This window comes from Streptomyces hilarionis (assembly GCF_024539675.1).
Lineage (GTDB): Bacteria > Actinomycetota > Actinomycetes > Streptomycetales > Streptomycetaceae > Streptomyces > Streptomyces hilarionis.
Window position 1 is genome coordinate 1 of sequence record NZ_JAHHIT010000120.1, and the last position, 15,911, is coordinate 15,911.

Here is a 15,911-nt window from a genome sequence, read left to right on the forward strand (position 1 = left end):
CCCCCAGCCCTCCCCCGGCAGCGAGCACCACCACCCGGGTGAGTCCGTCCGGCACACCCGCGCCAAGGGGGAGCCCCGCTTCCCCGACGGGCCGAAGGCCGATCCCGCCGGGTCGCACTTCGAGCGGCGCATCCGGAGCTTCCAGCCCCGTCGCAGCCGGGTGACCGCCGGACAGGCGGACGCGCTCCAGCGGCTGTGGGCCAAGTGGGGACTGGACATCGACGGTCACCCCGTCGACCTCGCCGGCCTGTTCGGCGCGGGCGGCCGCCCGGTCGTGCTCGAGATCGGCTTCGGCATGGGCGAGGCGACCGCGCAGATGGCGGCCGCCGACCCGGGGACCGACATCCTCGCGGTGGACGTGCACACGCCCGGCCAGGGCAATCTGCTCAACCTCGCGGACCACCACGGGCTCACCAACGTCCGGGTCGCCAACGGCGACGCGATCATCCTGCTGCGCGAGATGCTGCCGGCGGACTCGCTCGACGGGCTCCGCGTCTACTTCCCCGACCCCTGGCCCAAGAAGCGCCACCACAAGCGGCGTCTCATCCAGCCGGAGTTCCTGGACCTGGCCGCCACGCGGCTGAAGCCGGGCGCGCTCGTGCACTGCGCCACGGACTGGGAGCCGTACGCGGAACAGATGCTGGAGGTGCTCACCGCGCACCCCGACTTCGAGAACACCCGGCCCGAGGGCGGTTACGCGCCCCGGCCCGAGTTCCGTCCGCTGACCCGTTTCGAGGGCCAGGGGCTGGACAAGGGTCACGTGGTGAACGATCTGCTCTTCCGTCGCGTACAGCATCGCGTCCGGCCCGGGGACCGCTGACCGGTCAAGGGCCGCCGACCGACCGTCCCCCTGCACCACAGTCCCCTCCCTCGTTAGGGTCGATGCCGTGGCCATCAGTCCTCCGTTTCCGCCCTACCCGCCGCATCCGCCCGGCGGGGCGCCCGAGGACGGTGTGCTCAGGCACGCGCACTGGTGGCAGCGCAGGTGGGTGCGTTACGGCGCGCTGATCACGCTGCTCGCCCTGTCCGGGCTGGTCATCCTGGCGCTGGTGCGCGAACAGACGGGGACCGAGGGGTTCCTGGTCGGGCTGGGCCTCGCGGTGCTGCCGGTACCGCTGCTCGTCGCCGCCTTCCGCTGGCTCGACCGTGTCGAGCCGGGACCGTGGCGGAACCTGCTCTTCGCCTTCGCCTGGGGCGCGTGCGCGGCGGCGCTGATAGCCATCGTCGCCAACGGCTTCGCGACCCGGTGGATAGCCACCGCGACGGCCGATCCGTCCAGCGCGGACACCCTGGGCGCGACCGTCATAGCGCCGATCGTCGAGGAGTCCGCCAAGGCCGCGGCCGTCCTGCTCGTGTTCCTCTTCCGCAGGCGGGACTTCACCGGCATCGTCGACGGCGTCGTCATAGCCGGGATCACCGCCACCGGCTTCGCGTTCACCGAGAACATCCTCTACCTGGGCACCGCCTTCGGCACCGACCAGCTCACGGGCGACACCGGCATCGCCTCGGTCACCGCCGCGACCTTCTTCGTCCGCGTCATCATGTCGCCGTTCGCGCACCCCCTGTTCACCGTGCTGACCGGCCTGGGCTTCGGCGTCGCCGCACTGTCCGGGGACCGTCAGCACCTGCGGCGCGTGCTGCCGCCGCTGGGCGGACTGCTCCTCGCGATGGGGATGCACGCCCTGTGGAACGGCTCGTCGACGTTCGGCGAGTTCGGCTTCTTCGCGGTGTACGCGGCGTTCATGCTGCCCGCGCTCGGGCTGCTGACCTGGCTGGTGGTGTGGACCCGGCAGCGGGAGCTGCGCACCGTCCGCGAGGAGCTGCCCGCCTACGCGGCCGCCGGCTGGCTCACTCCGGCCGAGCCGTTCGCCCTCGGCTCGATGCGGGCCCGAAGGCTGGCCAGGGAGCACGCGGGCCGTCATCTGGGCAAGGCGGCGGCACGGGAGGTGGCCCGGTACGAGGCGTACGCGACGTCGCTCGCATTCCTGCGCCATCGGGGCCGTCGGGGACGCGCGAACGCGGACTTCGTGGTCCGGGAGAGGGAGCTGCTCAACGAGCTGTGGCGGCGCAAGGACGTCGCCCGTCCCGCGCTGGACCACGCGGCCCGGATGACGGCTCCTCCGGTACGTGTGATCCCGCCGCCCTGGCCGGTGTACGGGGCCTACGGGTACGGCCCGGGTCCCGGGCCGCTCCAGCCGTACGGCCGGGCCACCGACCCGGGGTACGGCTACGGGTACGGCGGGTACGGGTACCCGCCGGGCCCGGGTCCGGGCCAGGGCCACACGGCACCGGCCGGACCGGCGTCCGGACACCCTGCCGGCCACGGCGGACACGGCGGGCCGGGGCATTCCGCGGGCCCGAGCCCCTTCCCCCACCCGTACGGCTAGTCCCGCCCGTACGGCTGATCCCGCCGGTACGGCTGGTCCCCCACCCGTACGGCCGGCCCCCCACCGTTCCGCCGGACGACCCGGCGGCGCCCGCTTCCCCTTGCGCCCTGCCGCAGCCGAAGGGACGGCCGCCCGGCTGTCAGGCCGAAGCCCGGGTCAGGGCGTCGAGCTCCGGGCCGGTCAGCTCCAGGTCCGCCAGTGCCAGCAGCGCGGGCAGTTGCTCCACCGTCCGGGCGGAGGCGATCGGCGCGGCCACCGTCGGCCGGGCGGCGAGCCAGGCCAGGGCGACCGTGGCGACCTCGGCGTCGTGGGCCCCGGCGATCTCGTCGAGGGCGCTCAGGACCCGGCGGCCCCGCTCCGTGTCGAGGTGCTTGGCGGCCCCGGCGGAACGGGCGCTGCGCACCGTCGTACCGGGCCGGTACTTGCCGGTCAGGAAGCCGGAGGCCAGCGAGTAGTACGGGACGGCGGCGAGGCCGAAGCGGGCGGCGACGTCCTGGAGGCCGCCCTCGTAGGTGTCGCGCGAGACCAGGTTGTAGTGGGGCTGGACGGCGACGTACCGCGCCAGGCCCTCGCGGTCGGAGAACTCCAGCGACTCCTGGAGGCGTTCGGGCGAGATGTTGGAGGCGGCGATGTGCCGCACCTTGCCGGCCTTCACCAGCTCGTCGAGCGCGCCGACGATCTCCTCCACGGGCACCTCGGTCTTGTCGAAGTGCGTGTAGTAGAGGTCGATGCGGTCGGTGCCCAGGCGGCGGAGCGAGGCGTCGGCGGCGGCCTTGATGTTGTCGGCGGACAGACCGGGGAACCGGGGGTGCTGGCTGACCTTGGTGGCGATCACCACGTCGTCGCGGTTGCCGCGGGCCTTCAGCCACCGGCCGATGACGGTCTCGGACTCACCGCCGCTGTTCCCCTCGACCCAGGCCGAGTAGGCGTCGGCGGTGTCGACGAAGTTGCCGCCCGCGGCCGTGTAGGCGTCGAGCACGGCGAAGGAGGCCGCCTCGTCCGCGGTCCAGCCGAAGACGTTGCCGCCCAGGGCGAGCGGGAAGACCTCGAGGTCGGAGGAGCCGAGTGTGCGAAGAGCAGTCATGGTTCAACTCAACGGTCACTCGGGGCGCGCCCATTCCACCCGGCCGCGAAGAACGTGTGAACAGGGCGTGACGCACCCCGCCCTGCGAGCCGCGTCCGGCCTCTCGGGGCCCGTCCGACCCCTCCAGCCGGCCAGGACCCGCCCGGCCCGTCCCCGCCACCCGGCAGGGCCGCCCGGGCCGTCCTCCGGGCCGTTCCTCCGGGACGCCCCCGATGGCCGACCCGGGGGTGTCTCAGGGGTTGAGGCCCTTGCTGCGCAGCCAGGCCGCCGGGTCGATGCCGGTGGGGTTGCGGTCCGGGTGCACCTCGAGGTGGAGGTGGGCGCCGGTGACGTTCCCGGTCGCGCCGACGCGGCCGATCACGTCGCCGGTGGCGACCTTCTGGCCGACGCTGACGTTGATCGACGACTGGTGGCAGAACCAGAGCTCGGTGCCGTCGTCCAGCGTGAGGATGGTGCGGTAGCCGTAGGAACCGGCCCAGCCCGCCTCGGTGACGGTGGCGCTGTGGACGGCCTTGATGAGGGTGCCGGTGGGCGCGGCGAAGTCCAGACCGGTGTGGTAACCGGAGGACCAGAGGGAGCCGGCCTGACCGAAGGTCGAGGTGATGGTGTACGAGGAGGTCGGCAGCGTGAACTGCTTGGCCAGTTCGGCCAGGCGCGCGGCCTCGGCCTTCTCGGCGGCCTCCTCCGCGGCCTTCTTCTTCGCGGCGGCGGCCTTGGCCTGCGCTTCCTTCTCGGCCTTGGCGACGGCGTCGGCCTGGGCCTTCGCGGCGGCGGCCGTGGCCTTGACCTCGTACTGGGTCTGCTGCGACTCGACCTGCGCCATGATCCGGCTGCGCAGGGCCTCGCCCGCGTCGGCGGCACTGCTGTCGGCGTCGGTGTGGGTGTCGACGGTGGTCTCGGACCCGAAGCCGGCCAGGGCGGACGCGGTCTCCGGGGCGGGTTCGTCGTCGTCGGAGATGAGCGAGCCGACGTTCGGCAGGTCGGGTATCGAGATGGAGACCGGGGCCTTGCCGGTGTTGGCGCTGGCCATCCCGCCCGCGCTGACCGCGGCGATGACGCCGACGCCGAGGACGGTGGAGCTGCGGGCGAACCCGCCGCCGCGCTGCTTGGCGACCCGGTGCTTGCCCCGGACCGGGCGAACGGAGTCCGCGGTGGGATTCCATTCCTCCCAGGGGCCCTCGTCGGTGCGGTGACCGGCGTAGCCGAAGGTCTCGGTGGACCGCTGGCTCGGCGCGTACGGGGCCTCGGGGGCAGGCGGGTTGGACGCCACGCGGGCGCACTCCTTTCCTTCCGTCGCCTACCGGGTTAGCTGACGGGTTCGGAGCGGGAAGGTCTCCTACGCGCGTAAACCGGTCGTGGACTCAGCGAGTTCACGAAGGCTTCCGCGTGATTCACCCCATGGTGGTGGTTCCCCGGTTCCCTTGCGGGATTCGGCGCGTGCGCACGGAGCCGGCTCTGGTGCCGGCTGGGACGGCCGCGCTGCGTTATCGAACGTTAATAGACACAGGGGCGGGATTCCAAGCTCTTCTGCTTGATCAACAACATTTCCGACCTGGACTTTCGGGCCACCAGCGGGCGAAAACGGGCGAGTTGACCGCAGCCCCGCACGCCCCGGCCGCACCAGGCGTCCTGACGGCCTCTCATCTCCCGCGCGCAGGGCGGTCGTCCGCTCACGGAACGTGAGCGACGGCCCGGCCCCGACGCGGGAACACACACCTCAACGCCACCGACACCGACACCGGGAACGGGAACGGGAACGGGAACGGGAACGGGAAACGGCATCAGGGCCGGGAAAACACCGAAGGCCGGAACCCTTTCGGATTCCGGCCCTCGGCCTTCAGTAGCGGGGACAGGATTTGAACCTGCGACCTCTGGGTTATGAGCCCAGCGAGCTACCGAGCTGCTCCACCCCGCGTCGTTGTGACTCCAGTCTACGCTACTTCCGACGCGTCGATGACCAGGTTTCCCCGCCGCCTCACACCAGGTGCCGGTTGGGGGCCTTGGCCCGCTCCTCGCACTCCGGCAGGAGGAGGACGTCGACGCCCGCGGCCGTGAGCAGACCGTTGCCGTCCGCCTCGGCCACGAAGGTGTCCGGCTCCCGCCAGGCGGTGACCACCCGGCGCACGCCCGCGTCGAGGATGAGCCGGGCGCACGGGGCGGGCCGGGACGAGCGGCGGGCGCAGGGTTCGAGGCTGCTGTAGACGGTGGCGGCGCCCAGGCGCGGGTCGGCGGGGTCGAGCTTGGCGAGGGCCGCCTCCTCGGCGTGCACGTGCGGGTCGCCGGCCTCGCGGGAGTGGCCGCGCGCGAGCTCCGTGCCGTCGGCGGCCACGATCACCGCGCCGACGCTGAAGGCGGTCGTCGAGGGCGGGCACTGTTGGGCGAGTTCGCAGGCGAGGGCCAGCCAGTGCCGGTCGGCCGCCACGGGCAGCGGTCCGGCGCCCGGGGCGGTGGGTTCGTAGCGGTGCAGGACGACGTCCTCGATACGCCGTGTCTCCACCAGGCGCAGCCGTCCGCCCTGGTAGCCGCCGGGCCCGAAGAGGCGGGGCGCGTCCGGGTCGCCCACGAGGAGCGGGGCGAGGACGAGCTGGAGCTCGTCGGCGAGGCCCTGCCGGAGCAGTTGGGTGTGGACGGTCCCGCCGCCCTCGACCATGAGCCGGCCGACGCCGAGCACGTCGTGGAGGTGTTCGAGGAGGCGGCGCCAGTCGAGCTCCGGTCCCAGGGCGACGACGTCCGCGGCGATGCCCAGCGAGCGGGCCCGCTCGGCGCCCCGGTCCGTCGTGTAGACGGCCTTGCGGCCACCCGTGTGCCAGAAGTTGGCCTCGGGGTCCAGCTCGCCGGAGCCGCTGACGGTGACCTTGAGGGGGTACGGCGGCAGCCCCCGGGCGACGCGGGCGGCGCGGCGCTCGGGCGAGTTGACGAGGAGCCGGGGGTTGTCGGCGCGGATCGTGCCCGCGCCGACGAGGATGGCGTCGACGCCGGCCCGCACCTCGTCGACGCGGTCGAAGTCGGCGGGGCTGGACAGGAGCAGCCGGTCGGGCGTGGTGTCGTCCAGGTAGCCGTCGAGGGAGACGGCGGCGGACAGCAGGACGTACGGGTAGGGCATCGACGTGCTCCCGGGCTGGGTCTTCCGACGGCGATCTTGGTTCAAGTTTGAAACAAAACTACACTGGGCGCATGACGACCCGCTGGCTCACCCCCGAGGAGCAGCGCGCCTGGCGCGCCTACGTTGCCGGCTACCTCCTGCTGGAGGACGCGATCGACCGGCAGCTCCAGCAGGACGCCGGCATGCCGCATCCGTACTACTCCATCCTCGCCAACCTGTCCGAGACCCCGGAGCGGCGGCTGCGGATGACCGATCTCGCGGAGCGGCTGAAGATCACCCGCAGCCGGCTGACCTACGCGGTGTCCCGGCTGGAGAAGGACGGGCTGGTGCGGCGGGAGGAGTGCCGCTGGGACAAGCGCGGCAGCGTCGCGGCGCTGACGGACGAGGGCATGGCGGTCCTGCGGGACGCGGCTCCCGGCCATGTCGCGACCGTGCGGGCGGCCCTGTTCGACCGGCTCACCCCGGAGCAGGTGGGGCAGTTGGAGGAGATCTTCACGCAGGTCGCCCGGGGGTTCCAGGGTGACGGGGAGAACGAGGCCGCGCCCGAGGACCTCCCCTGGCGTCGTCGTTCGTCGCCCTGTTCCGGGACGCAGTGATCCGCGTCACGCAGTAGTTGCTTCAAATTTCAAGCATGGGGTAGGGTCTCGTCTCGTCGGATCTGCTTCAAATCTGAAGCAGTAGTCGGCCTGGCACCACCACGTCATCCGCCCCCGGACCCGGGAGACCCGCATGCCCGACACCCCCGCCGCCACCCCGCGCGCCCGCGTCCGCGTTCCGCTGCGCTTCCACGACGGCTACTCGGTCGACGCCGAACTGGTCACCTTCCACGGTCTGACCGACGGCCAGGAGCACGTCGCGGTCGTGCTCGGCGAGCCCGCCCCCGGCGCCGTCCCGCTGGTCCGGCTGCACTCCGAGTGCCTCACCGGCGACGCCTTCGGCTCGGCCCGCTGCGACTGCGGCCCCCAGCTGCGCGAGGCGGTCGAGCGGATAGCGGCCACGGGCGGCGTCCTGCTGTACCTCCGCCAGGAGGGCCGCGGCATCGGCCTCTACAACAAGCTCGACGCGTACGCCCTCCAGGACCAGGGCCTCGACACCTACGCCGCGAACGCCGCCCTCGGCCTGCCCGAGGACGACCGGGACTACACGGCCGCCGCCCAGATGCTGCGCGCCCTGGGCGTCACGACCCTGGACCTGCTGTCCAACAACCCCGACAAGGCCGACCAGCTGCGCGGGCTCGGCATCGACGTCCACGACCGCGTCCCCACCGGCGTGTTCACCACCCCGCACAACGTGCGCTACCTGCGCGCCAAGGTCCTCCAGACCCAGCACACCCTGCCGCTGGCCTCGCTCACCGACCTCAGCGCGGTCTGACCTCCGCGCCCCCGGCGGACCCTTCGCACCCGAGCCGGGCCCGCAGAAGACGGGCCGTCCGGTCCGCCCGGGCGGCGGTCACCCGCTCCGCCTCGGGCCGCCGCAGCAACTCGAAGACACCCGGGCCTCGGTGCTCCGGGGGCAGGTCCGGCATGCGCGGGACGATGTGGAAGTGCACGTGCGCGAAGCCCTCGGCTTCGGCGAACTGGACGACGTACGTCTTGGCGCACCCCGTCACGGCGCGCAGCGCCCGGGAGAGCCTGACCTGCCACGTCCCCAGGGCGGCCGCCTCGGCGTCGGTGAGGTCATGGACCGCGGCGACGTGCCGCCGGGGCAGCAGGACCAGCCAGCCGGGCACCGCGGCGTCGAAGGCGTGGGCCACCCGCCAGTGCGGGTCGTGGGCGACACGTTCGCGCGGTGGAAGGTCGTCGAACTCTTCTTCCCTGCCGCAGGTGTAGCAGTCGGGAGCCGTCATGGACGAGATCGTAGGACCGCCGCCGTGACGCTCGCGGGCCTTCGCACCGGGGAAGCGGCGGCGCCCGAGGCGGCCGGAGCCGGCTCGGGCGCCGCTGAGCGGGTCGGAGGGGGCGATCCCTCTCCTGCACCGGTAGGCCGTGTGGGACTCGAACCCACAACCAATGGATTAAAAGTCCACTGCTCTGCCAATTGAGCTAACGGCCCGGGCGTTGGTGCGCGATGTTGCCTCCCCGAGCATAGCCGGACGCGGCCGTGTCTCCGATCGGGTATCGGGGACACGGCCGCGTCGACGGACGGGAAGCGGCCGGGATCGGTCACAGATCGGGCAGTTGCGCGGGCGCGGCGGCCCGGGACGCCTCTCGGGCGAGGGTCTTCTCGTGCTCGGGGTCGAGGAACCAGTGCCGGGCCGACGCCTGCCACCACACCCCGGCGAAGCCCAGGACGACGAGGACGGCGACCGGGGCGTAGTTGAAGGTCTCCCAGGTGACGGGGGAGACCTGCGGCAGCATGAACAGGACGGTGATGACGGCCACCCACGCCACCGACACCACGCCGACCGCCCGGGACCAGCGGCCCAGGTGCCAGGGTCCGCGCTCGAACGCCTCCCCCTTGCGCAGCCGCAGCAGCGTCGGGATGACGTAGGCGATGTACAGGCCGATGACGGCGATGGAGGTGACCGCGGCGTACGCGGTGACGTTGATCAGGTAGGGCAGGCCCAGCAGCAGTGCGCCGCCGGCCGCCAGCCAGACCGCCGCGACGGGCGTGCGGGTGCGGGGGCTGACCGTGTGCCAGATGTGGGAGAAGGGCAGCGCGCCGTCCCGGGAGAACGCGTAGATCATGCGGCTGTTGGCGGTGACCGACGCCATGCCGCAGAACAGCTGGGCGCCGATCACCACGAGCAGCAGCAGCTTCCCGGCGGTCGCGCCGAGGGCGTCCAGCAGGATCTGCGCGGGCGGCGCGCCGGTCGGGGAGCCGAGCGCGGCGTCGTAGGACTGGATGGCGTACGTGAAGCCGAGCAGGAGGACGAAGCCGGCGATCCACGACGTCCAGATGGAGCGCACGATGCCCTTGGGGCCGGCCGTGGACGCGTCGTGCGTCTCCTCCGTCATGTGGGCGGAGGCGTCGTAGCCGGTGAAGGTGTACTGGGCCATCAGCAGACCGAGCAGGACGACGTAGAACCCGCTGCCCCAGCCCGTGTTGTTGACGAACTCGCCGAACACGAAGGACGTCGACTGGTGTGTGTCGGGGACGAACGCCAGCGCCCCCACGATGACGGCCACGCCGAGCACGTGCCACCACACGCTCACGCTGTTGAGCAGCGCGACGATCCGCACCCCGAAGGTGTTCAGCAGGCCGTGCAGCACCAGGATGCCCGCGAAGAGCAGGACCGTGCGGCCCGCCGTCACCTCGAAGTCGAACTGAAGGTTCAAGTACGCGCCGAGGAAGGACGCGGCGCCGAAGTCGATGCCGGCGGTCACCGCGACCTGGCCCAGCACGTTGAACCAGCCCGTGAACCAGGCCCAGGCCGCGGCCGAGCGCGGCGGTGCGAGCCGGTGGGCCCAGAAGTACAGACCGGCCGAGGTCGGGTAGGCCGAGCAGATCTCGGCCATGGCGAGGCCGACGAAGAGCGTCATCAGGCCGACGGCGACCCAGCCCCAGGTGATCACGGCGGGGCCGCCGGTGTTCATCCCGAACAGGTACAGCGTCAGGCAGCCCGACAGGACCGAGATGATCGTGAAGGAGACCGCGTAGTTGGAGAACGCCGACATGCGGCGGGCGAGAACCTGGGTGTAGCCGAGCTCGGCCAGCCGCTGTTCGTCCGAGAGACTCCCGGTGGAGCGCTGACCCGCTGTGCCGTCATCTGTCATGACCCCAGCAATTCCCTTCCCGAAGCCGTGACACACGTCACAACTTGGCCAGAAACCGCCCACGGATGAAGGGGATGAGGGAGGGACGACGAACGGGCGCGGAAAAACGCCGTGGCCCCCACCGGCGTGCGGTGGGGGCCACGGCGTTCACTCAGCCGGGTCGGCGTCAGCCGTTGCGCTTCCAGCGCGGCTTGTCGTCACGACGGCCGGTCGTGCCGGAGCCGGTGCCACGGTGGTCGTCACGGCGGCCGTACGGACGCTCGTGGCCGCCGGAACGGAAGCCCGGACGGTCGTCGCGGCGGTCGCGGTTGAACGGACGGTCGCTGCCGCGGTGTCCGCCGCGCTCGTCCCGGCGGAAGCCGCCGCGGTCGCCGCGGTTGTCGTCACGACGCTCGAAGGAACGGCCGCCACGGTCGTCACGGTTGAAACCGCCCCGGTCGCCGCGGCTGGCGTCGCGGTCGCGGTTGAAGCCGCCGCGGTCGCCGCGGTTGTCGTCACGGCGCTCGAACGAACGGCCGCCACGGTCGTCACGACGGTCGAAGGAACGGCCGCCGCGGTCGTCGCGGTCACGGTTGAACCCACGGTTGTTGTCGCGGTCGCGGTTGAAGCCGCCGCGGTCGTCGCGGTTGAAGCCGCCGCGGTTGTCGTCACGACGCTCGAAGGAACGGCCGCCGCGGTCGTCACGACGGTCGTCACGGCGGAAGCCGCCGCGGTCGCCGTCACGACGCTCGAAGGAACGGCCGCCGCGGTCGTCGCGGTTGAAGCCGCCGCGGTTGTCGTCACGACGCTCGAAGGAACGGCCGCCACGGTCGTCACGACGGTCGTCACGGCGCTCGTAGTTGCCCCGCTCGTCACGGCGCTGACGCGGCTGCTCGTAGGCGGGACGCTCGGCGGGCTGCTCGGCGGCCACGGCCGGCTGGACCGGCGCCTCCGCCACGGCGGCCTGCTCCGCGACCGGCTCGACGGCCGCGGCGACAGCCGCCTCCGGGTCCTCGCCGCGCTCACGCGCGGCACGGGCCACCAGACGGTCGGCCTCCTCGCGCAGCTCGGTCGCCCGGCGCTGCGCGCGCTCCAGCTCCCGGGTGAGCTCGGTGACCTCGCGCTCGGCCTGCTGGGCCGCGTTGCCCGCGGACTCGGCCTGGACCTCCGTCATCGAGCGGGCGCCGGTGATCTCGGCGACCTCGGGGTCGAAGGCGGCGCCGCCCTGGATGATGTGCCGCCCGGCGTCGACGCCCGCGTCCTCCATCAGACGGAAGATCTGACGGCGCTGGTGCGGCAGCGACAGGGAGACGACCGTGCCGGTGCGGCCGGCGCGCGCCGTGCGGCCCGCGCGGTGCAGGTAGTCCTTGTGGTCGCCGGCCGGGTCCACGTTCAGGACCAGGTCGATGCCGTCCACGTGGATGCCGCGGGCGGCGACGTCGGTCGCGACGAGCGCGTTGACGTAGCCGTCCTTGAAGTCGGCCAGCGTGCGGGTGCGCGCGCCCTGGGTCATGCCGCCGTGCAGCGCGTCGGCCTTCACGCCGGACTCGCGCAGCTGCTCGGCGATGCGGTCCGCGCCGAGCTGGGTGCGGACGAAGATGATGGTGCGGCCCTTGCGGGAGGCGATCGCGGCGGTGACCGGCGCCTTGTCCTTGGGCTTCACGATCAGGATGTGGTGCGACATGGTCGTGACGTTGCCCTGGGCGCTGTCGACCTCGTGCGTGACCGGGTTGCTCAGGTAGCGCTTGACCAGCGTGGAGATCTCGTTCTCCATGGTGGCGGAGAACAGCATCCGCTGGCCGCCGCCGGGGATCTGGTCGAGCAGCTCGGTGACCTCGGGCAGGAAGCCCAGGTCGGACATCTGGTCGGCCTCGTCGAGGACGGCGATCTGCACGTTCTCCAGGGAGCAGGCGCCGCGGTTGATGATGTCGCGCAGTCGGCCCGGGGTGGCGACGAGGACGTCGACGCCGCGCTCCAGGGCGTAGATCTGGTTGCTCATCGACGTACCGCCGCAGACGACCTTCATCTTCAGGCCGAGGACGTCGCCGTAGGGCTGGAGCGCGTCCGCGACCTGCATCGCCAGCTCACGCGTCGGCGTGAGGATGACGGCGCGCGGCTTGCGCTTCTCGGTGTGCCCGCCGGCCAGGGTGGCCAGGGTGGGCAGACCGAAGGAGAGGGTCTTGCCGGAGCCGGTGCGGCCGCGGCCGAGGATGTCCTTGCCGGCCAGGGCGTCCGGGATGGTCGCGGCCTGGATCGGGAAGGGGCTGGTCACACCGTTCTGCGCGAGCTTGCGCACGACGCCCTCGGGCAGCCCGAGGTCGGCGAAGGTGAGTTCGGGGGTCTCGGGGGTCTCGTCGACGACCTGCGCGGCCTCGGCGGCCTCGGCGGTGTCGGTGACCTCGATCGCCTCGAGGTTGATCGGCTCGTCGTTGTTCTCGGACACGACGGAGTGATCAGTACTGAAAATGGACATGCGAATGCGAAACCTTCCGGAGTCTGTTCGGCACGCGCCCGTCAACTCCGTGTTCGCATGCATTACGACCGCCTCAATGCGGTCAGCCACGGCAAGGGAGAGTACGCGCCACACGGCGCGCTCTGCGGTGGCGCCGGGCAAATGGGATCAAACGATCTACTACCATACGCACCCTGTCCGGGGAAGGCAAACCGAGCTCATCGTCGCAGCTCAGCAGCCTGACCCGGCAGGCTCGCCGGCCCGCCCCGGGGCCCCGTCAACCGGCCGGCCACCCCGCCTCCGGGGCCGGCTCCCGCTCCGCGAGCTGCGGCAGGGTCCCGCCGTCGTCGTGCGCCGACGCCGACGGCTCGGCGACCGTCGGCTCCGCCGAGGGCGACGGGGGATCGGGCGAGGGCACGGGAGGCACGGGGTCCGGCGTGCGAGTGGGCGCGACGGTCTGCCCCCCGCTCGGCGCCGACGCCCCCGGCCCCGCCGTCCTGCCCGGCTTCACCGGTCCCTTCGGGGCCGGCGCGCTGCCGCCCGCCGACGGCGACGCGGAGGCGGCCGCCGAGGCGCTCACCCCGCTCCGGCCGCCCCTTCCGTGCCCGTGCTTGCCGTCACCTCCCGCGGCGCCCATGCCGAGGCCGCCGTCCGCCCCGGCCGCGTCCCCCTCCCGCTCCGCACCGGAACGCTGGCCGGCCGAGTGCGAGGGCCGGGCCCGGCCGCCGTCCTCGTCCCCCACGCTCATACAGCCGGAGGCCGCGGCGACGGCCAGGACCGTCGCGACCAGACGAACGGGTACGTACAAGGGGCGCACGGGCCACCTCCGGGGCAGACGCAAGAGTCGACGTGCCCAACTCCCGTCGCCCGCAAGAGGACACGCGCGGGGTCGCGCGCCCCCCGCCGGACGGCTCAGCCGTAGCCGAGGGCGTGCAGCCGCGCGTCGTCGATGCCGAAGTGGTGGGCGATCTCGTGCACCACCGTGACCTCGGTCTCGGCGACGACCTCCTCGCGCGAGGCGCACATCCGCAGCGTCGGCCCCCGGTAGACCGTGATCCGGTCGGGCAGCACCCCGGCGTACCACTCGCCGCGGTCGGTCAGCGGAGTCCCCTCGTACAGCCCGAGCAGCTCGGGATCGTCCGCCGGCGGCTCGTCCTCGACGAACACCGCGACGTTGTCCATCAACCGCGTCAACTCCGGCGGAATCCGGTCCAGCGCCTCGGCCACCAGTTCCTCGAACTCCTCGCGCGTCATCTCCAGCACAGGCCCCATTGTCCGGCAAGAACCCGCCCCGGGGAGGGTGCGAACCGTCCGCATACCACCGCCGGTACCGGGGCATAGGGCACCAATGGCCCGCGCCCGTGTCCCCGCCGCAGCCCTGAACCGCCTCGAGTCCGCCCGCCGCAAGCCGCGCAGAGACCGCACGCGCACCGTCCCCGAGCTCGCCGCCCGCCCCCGCCCCTGGGTCCGCGCCCTCGGCATGACCGGCGTCGTCCTGCTCGGCGCCTGGCTCGGCCTGCTGGTGGTCGGTGACGTGCGCGTGCCCGTCGGCCCCATGGACACGACGATGACGCTGCGGCCGTCCGTCACCGGCGGAACGAAGATCAACGTCTCCCCGCTCGGCGCGCTCACCCTGGACAGCCACCACGCGCCGGTCCGCCTGGACGTCAACGTCGACCAGCTCGACCCCGTCCGCTCCCAGGCCCTCGTCGACCACCCCGAACGCCTCTCCGGCCTCCAGGACGAGGTCGCCCGCGACGTCGAGCACGGCACCCTCGACCTCGCGCTGCGCTCCTGCGTCGCGGTCGTCACCGGCGCCACCGCCCTCGGGCTCGCCGTCTACCGCCGCCCGCGCCGGGCCCTGGCCGCCGGCGGTCTGGCCCTGGCCCTGCTGGGCGCCTCGGGCGCGACCGCGTTCGCCACCTGGAACCCCAACTCGGTGCTGGAACCCCGGTTCTCGGGCCTGCTGTCCTCGGCGCCCTCGCTCGTCGGCAACGCCCGCAACATCGTCACCGAGTTCGACGTCTACCAGCGGGAACTCGCCCGCCTGGTCACGAACGTGACCAAGCTCTACGACGTCACCTCCACGCTCCCGGCCTACCAGCCCGACCCGACGACCGTGCGCGTGCTGCACGTGTCCGACATCCACCTCAACCCCGCGAGCTGGAAGATCATCGCGTCGCTGGTGGAGCAGTACAAGGTCGACGTGATCGTGGACTCCGGCGACACCATGGACCACGGCACGGCCGCCGAGAACGGCTTCCTGGACCCCATCGCCACGCTCGGCGCGCCGTACGTGTGGGTCAGGGGCAACCACGACTCCCGGGTCACCCAGCGCTACCTGGAGCGCATGAAGAACGTGCACGTCCTCGACGACGGCCGCGCCGCCACCGTCGCCGGGGTGCGCTTCGCCGGCGTCGGCGACCCCCAGTTCACCCCCGACCGCTCCGGCGCGCCGGGTGGGGAGCAGAGCGAGCAGGCCGCCGGCGCCCGGCTGGCGCGGGCCCTGCGCGCGGAGAGGGCCGGCGGCGCCCCGGTCGACGTGGCCGTCGCCCACGAGCCCTCCGCCGCCCGCGGCGCCGACGGCGAGGTGCCCCTCGTCCTGGCCGGTCACCTGCATCACGAGGGGACGGAGGTCCTGAAGAAGGGGACCCGGCTGCGCATCGAGGGCTCGACGGGCGGCAGCGGCCTGCGCGCCGTCGAGGGCAAGTACCCCGACCCCATCCAGGCGTCGATCCTCTACCTCGACCGCGACACCCGCCGGCTCCAGGCCTGGGACGAGATCAAGCTCGGCGGGCTGGGCCTGACGACGGCCGAGGTCAGCCGCCACCTGCCCAAGGAGAACCAGCCGGGAGCCGCCCCGTCGCCGGGCTCCTCCCCCGGCCCGACGGGCAGCCCGTCCGCCGGCTCGCCCACCGGATCCCCTGCCGGATCCCCTCCCGGTTCGCCCGCCGGATCGCCCGGCGGCCCGTCCGTGAGCCCGTCCGCCGGCCCCTCCGGGACCGCCGCCAGGAGGGCCCCGTAAACCGTTTTGGCGATACCCCCCGCCATCCCATATGCTCATGACGTCCCCGACGCGCTGAGAAGCGCCCAGGCGGGCCGATAGCCCTCATCGTCTAGCGGCCTAGGACGCCGCCCTTTCAAGGCGGTAGCACGGGTTCGAATCCCGTTGGGGGCACGCAACACCGTG

Annotated in this window: 13 protein-coding genes, 3 tRNA genes and 1 riboswitch; of the genes, 6 read left to right on the forward strand and 10 right to left on the reverse strand. The window is 72.8% G+C overall.

Going from position 1 to position 15,911, the window contains the following annotated elements:
- On the forward strand, window positions 1-820 hold an 820-nt coding region (gene trmB / locus KMS84_RS26830), incomplete at its 5' end, for a tRNA (guanosine(46)-N7)-methyltransferase TrmB (RefSeq protein ID WP_256919027.1).
- 67 nt (window positions 821-887) lie between these two features.
- A complete protein-coding gene (locus KMS84_RS26835) occupies window positions 888-2,387 on the forward strand; it encodes a PrsW family intramembrane metalloprotease (RefSeq protein WP_256919028.1) in 1,500 nt (499 codons plus the stop codon).
- Window positions 2,388-2,526: 139 nt separating this feature from the next.
- On the opposite strand, the gene KMS84_RS26840 is transcribed toward KMS84_RS26835, so the two are convergent.
- The 4 genes from KMS84_RS26840 to KMS84_RS26855 form a co-directional block, all read right to left on the reverse strand.
- Entirely contained in the window at window positions 2,527-3,471 is a 945-nt protein-coding gene (locus KMS84_RS26840) for an aldo/keto reductase (protein WP_256919029.1), read from the reverse strand.
- A 232-nt stretch (window positions 3,472-3,703) separates the two neighbouring features.
- Window positions 3,704-4,741 carry a M23 family metallopeptidase gene (locus tag KMS84_RS26845; protein ID WP_256919030.1) on the reverse strand — a complete coding sequence of 346 codons (1,038 nt, stop codon included), beginning with the start codon at window positions 4,739-4,741 and terminating at the stop codon, window positions 3,704-3,706.
- 9 nt (window positions 4,742-4,750) lie between these two features.
- Window positions 4,751-4,917: riboswitch (cyclic di-AMP (ydaO/yuaA leader) on the reverse strand.
- Window positions 4,918-5,312: 395 nt separating this feature from the next.
- Window positions 5,313-5,386 (reverse strand) — tRNA-Met (locus tag KMS84_RS26850).
- Between the two features lie 60 nt (window positions 5,387-5,446).
- Window positions 5,447-6,574 carry a dihydrofolate reductase family protein gene (locus tag KMS84_RS26855; protein WP_256919031.1) on the reverse strand — a complete coding sequence of 376 codons (1,128 nt, stop codon included), beginning with the start codon at window positions 6,572-6,574 and terminating at the stop codon, window positions 5,447-5,449.
- Window positions 6,575-6,645: 71 nt separating this feature from the next.
- On the opposite strand from KMS84_RS26855, the gene KMS84_RS26860 reads away from it, so the two are divergent.
- Window positions 6,646-7,170, forward strand: coding sequence for a MarR family winged helix-turn-helix transcriptional regulator (locus tag KMS84_RS26860; protein WP_256919032.1), 525 nt, complete (start codon window positions 6,646-6,648; stop codon window positions 7,168-7,170).
- A gap of 133 nt (window positions 7,171-7,303) precedes the next feature.
- A complete protein-coding gene (locus tag KMS84_RS26865; RefSeq protein ID WP_256919033.1) occupies window positions 7,304-7,945 on the forward strand; it encodes a GTP cyclohydrolase II in 642 nt (213 codons plus the stop codon).
- On the opposite strand, the gene KMS84_RS26870 is transcribed toward KMS84_RS26865, so the two are convergent.
- The 6 genes from KMS84_RS26870 to KMS84_RS26895 form a co-directional block, all read right to left on the reverse strand.
- A complete protein-coding gene (locus tag KMS84_RS26870; RefSeq protein ID WP_256919034.1) occupies window positions 7,932-8,420 on the reverse strand; it encodes an HIT family protein in 489 nt (162 codons plus the stop codon). The genes KMS84_RS26865 and KMS84_RS26870 overlap by 14 nt on opposite strands.
- A gap of 133 nt (window positions 8,421-8,553) precedes the next feature.
- A tRNA-Lys gene (locus tag KMS84_RS26875) sits at window positions 8,554-8,626 on the reverse strand.
- Between the two features lie 110 nt (window positions 8,627-8,736).
- The gene (locus tag KMS84_RS26880; RefSeq protein ID WP_256919035.1) at window positions 8,737-10,290 is read right to left on the reverse strand and encodes an amino acid permease; all 1,554 of its coding nucleotides are present in this window, start codon (window positions 10,288-10,290) and stop codon (window positions 8,737-8,739) included.
- Between the two features lie 166 nt (window positions 10,291-10,456).
- Window positions 10,457-12,742: a DEAD/DEAH box helicase gene (locus tag KMS84_RS26885; protein ID WP_256919036.1), complete on the reverse strand. Its 2,286-nt coding sequence runs from the start codon at window positions 12,740-12,742 to the stop codon at window positions 10,457-10,459.
- 256 nt (window positions 12,743-12,998) lie between these two features.
- Entirely contained in the window at window positions 12,999-13,538 is a 540-nt protein-coding gene (locus tag KMS84_RS26890; protein ID WP_256919037.1) for a hypothetical protein, read from the reverse strand.
- Between the two features lie 95 nt (window positions 13,539-13,633).
- Entirely contained in the window at window positions 13,634-13,984 is a 351-nt protein-coding gene (locus tag KMS84_RS26895; protein WP_256919038.1) for a metallopeptidase family protein, read from the reverse strand.
- Between the two features lie 85 nt (window positions 13,985-14,069).
- Between KMS84_RS26895 and KMS84_RS26900 the strand changes: the two genes are divergently transcribed.
- Window positions 14,070-15,746, forward strand: coding sequence for a metallophosphoesterase (locus KMS84_RS26900; RefSeq protein ID WP_256919039.1), 1,677 nt, complete (start codon window positions 14,070-14,072; stop codon window positions 15,744-15,746).
- Between the two features lie 80 nt (window positions 15,747-15,826).
- Window positions 15,827-15,899 (forward strand) — tRNA-Glu (locus KMS84_RS26905).
- Window positions 15,900-15,911: the final 12 nt, after the last annotated feature.

Bases quoted from the DNA above. Each gene is read 5' to 3' on its own strand.
- KMS84_RS26855 (WP_256919031.1), bottom strand. From the start codon at position 6,574: ATGCCCTACCCGTACGTCCTGCTGTCCGCCGCCGTCTCCCTCGACGGC.
- KMS84_RS26840 (WP_256919029.1), bottom strand. From the start codon at position 3,471: ATGACTGCTCTTCGCACACTCGGCTCCTCCGACCTCGAGGTCTTCCCG.
- KMS84_RS26870 (WP_256919034.1), bottom strand. From the start codon at position 8,420: ATGACGGCTCCCGACTGCTACACCTGCGGCAGGGAAGAAGAGTTCGAC.
- KMS84_RS26900 (WP_256919039.1), top strand. From the start codon at position 14,070: ATGGCCCGCGCCCGTGTCCCCGCCGCAGCCCTGAACCGCCTCGAGTCC.
- KMS84_RS26885 (WP_256919036.1), bottom strand. From the start codon at position 12,742: ATGTCCATTTTCAGTACTGATCACTCCGTCGTGTCCGAGAACAACGAC.
- KMS84_RS26865 (WP_256919033.1), top strand. From the start codon at position 7,304: ATGCCCGACACCCCCGCCGCCACCCCGCGCGCCCGCGTCCGCGTTCCG.
- KMS84_RS26880 (WP_256919035.1), bottom strand. From the start codon at position 10,290: ATGACAGATGACGGCACAGCGGGTCAGCGCTCCACCGGGAGTCTCTCG.
- KMS84_RS26860 (WP_256919032.1), top strand. From the start codon at position 6,646: ATGACGACCCGCTGGCTCACCCCCGAGGAGCAGCGCGCCTGGCGCGCC.